The organism is Streptomyces otsuchiensis, from assembly GCF_004305975.1.
GTDB lineage: Bacteria > Actinomycetota > Actinomycetes > Streptomycetales > Streptomycetaceae > Streptomyces > Streptomyces otsuchiensis.
In genome coordinates this window covers 1-1,575 of the sequence record NZ_BHZI01000510.1, presented here as the reverse complement: position 1 = coordinate 1,575, position 1,575 = coordinate 1, and the positions used below count along the sequence as shown (strand labels likewise).

Here is a 1,575-nt window from a genome sequence, read left to right as displayed (position 1 = left end):
GTCGTAGCCCACGTGACCCGCCGGTAACTGCCGGGCTGTCTTCGATGCTAGGCGCGACCTCACGCTGACGGGAGGGGGCGCTACCAGCTGCCGGACGACTTGGACGAGCCGGAGAACTTCCGCACGAGGAAGATCAGCAGCGCGACGACCGCGACGAACAGCAGGATCTTGAAGACGAGACCGACCACCCACGCCAGCAGCGAGGTGATCATGCCGCCGAAGATCACCAGGGCGACCACGGGGATGGCGATCCACCGCACCCACCACGGCAGTGTCATAAACGCTTCCTTCATGGCCAGTGGCTCCTCACCGCTCATGACCGGGCCGCTGTCCGGCGGTCGGTCCGACCAACGTCCCGGGGAGCCGCCACTGCGGCGGTCCCCGCCCGGCCCCGGCGGGTGGGAGTCGTAGCCCACGTGACCCGCCGGTAACTGCCGGGCTGTCTTCGATGCTAGGCGCGACCTCACGCTGACGGGAGGGGCCCCGCCCCCCGGTCTGCCCTGACCGTCCCCCTACGGGATGCCGGGGTCCCGGCCCCGAGTCCCGGCCCCGAGTCCCGGCTCCGAGTCCGACCGGCGGGCCGGTCTCGGGGGGTGGGGCGCGCCGGTGCCGTGCCGAAGCGCTCCCGCGCACGCCACGGAGCACGCCGTCAGTGTCGTGCTTCCGGCCGTGCTGCGACACGCCCGACCGCAGGTGCCGAGGTCAACGACCTCGTGGGAGCCGCGCTCGCGGACGTTCCCGCCGCCTCGCGCGAGGAGGGCCGGTCCGGCCTCCGCCGGGTCAGCCCTCCGGCGGGGAGAAGATCACCATCACCCGCAGATCCTCGGTGATGTGGTGGAAACGGTGGTGCTCGCCCGCCGGGACGAAGACCACGCTCCCCCGTCCGACCTGCGTCGTTTCCTCTCCGACCGTGATCGCGGCACGCCCGCTGACGACGAGGTAGATCTCGTCCTGCTGGTGCGGACCCTGCGGGTCCTGCGCGCCCGCGTCGAGGGCGTAGAGCCCCGCCGACATGCTGCGCTCCCGCAGGAAACGCAGATACGCGCCCTGGTTCGCGGACCGCTCAGCCTCCAGCTGGTCCAGACGGAACGCCTTCATCCGCACACGCCCCTTGCCCCGGGACCGGTTCCGTCTGGAACGATCCCGTGTATGACGAGCATCCTTATCAAATTCATCGCCAACGCCGCCGCGCTGGCTGTCGCGGTCTGGCTGTTGGATGACATCACCCTCGGCGACGACGGCGCAAGCACGGGTAGCCAGGCTGCCACCCTCGCCGTCGTCGCGCTGATCTTCGGCGTGGTGAACGTGATCGTCAAGCCGATCCTCACGTTCTTCGCACTGCCGCTGCTGTTCCTCACGCTCGGCCTGTTCGCGCTGGTGATCAACGCCCTGATGCTCATGCTCACCAGCTGGATCGCGGGCGACGCCTTCCACGTCGACGGGTTCCTCACCGCGGTGCTGGGCGGTCTGATCGTCGGCATCGTCTCCTGGGGCGTCAGCGCGGCTCTCGACCGCGACTGAGCGGCCCACCCGTCCGGCACGTGCCGACGGGGGCCCGGCGACGCAGCCCGGCCC

At 70.5% G+C, this 1,575-nt stretch carries 3 protein-coding genes; 1 reads left to right on the top strand and 2 read right to left on the bottom strand.

What is annotated here, in order from left to right; all coding sequences use genetic code 11:
- Positions 1-80 precede the first annotated feature (80 nt).
- Positions 81-293 (bottom strand): DUF5326 family protein, encoded by a 213-nt coding sequence (locus tag E0D90_RS25540; RefSeq protein WP_103500507.1) that lies wholly within the window; start codon positions 291-293, stop codon positions 81-83.
- A gap of 487 nt (positions 294-780) precedes the next feature.
- Entirely contained in the window at positions 781-1,098 is a 318-nt protein-coding gene (locus E0D90_RS25535; RefSeq protein ID WP_103500506.1) for a cupin domain-containing protein, read from the bottom strand.
- 51 nt (positions 1,099-1,149) lie between these two features.
- Here E0D90_RS25535 and E0D90_RS25530 point away from each other — a divergent pair, with 51 nt between their 5' ends.
- Positions 1,150-1,521: a phage holin family protein gene (locus tag E0D90_RS25530; protein WP_103500505.1), complete on the top strand. Its 372-nt coding sequence runs from the start codon at positions 1,150-1,152 to the stop codon at positions 1,519-1,521.
- Positions 1,522-1,575 lie beyond the last annotated feature (54 nt).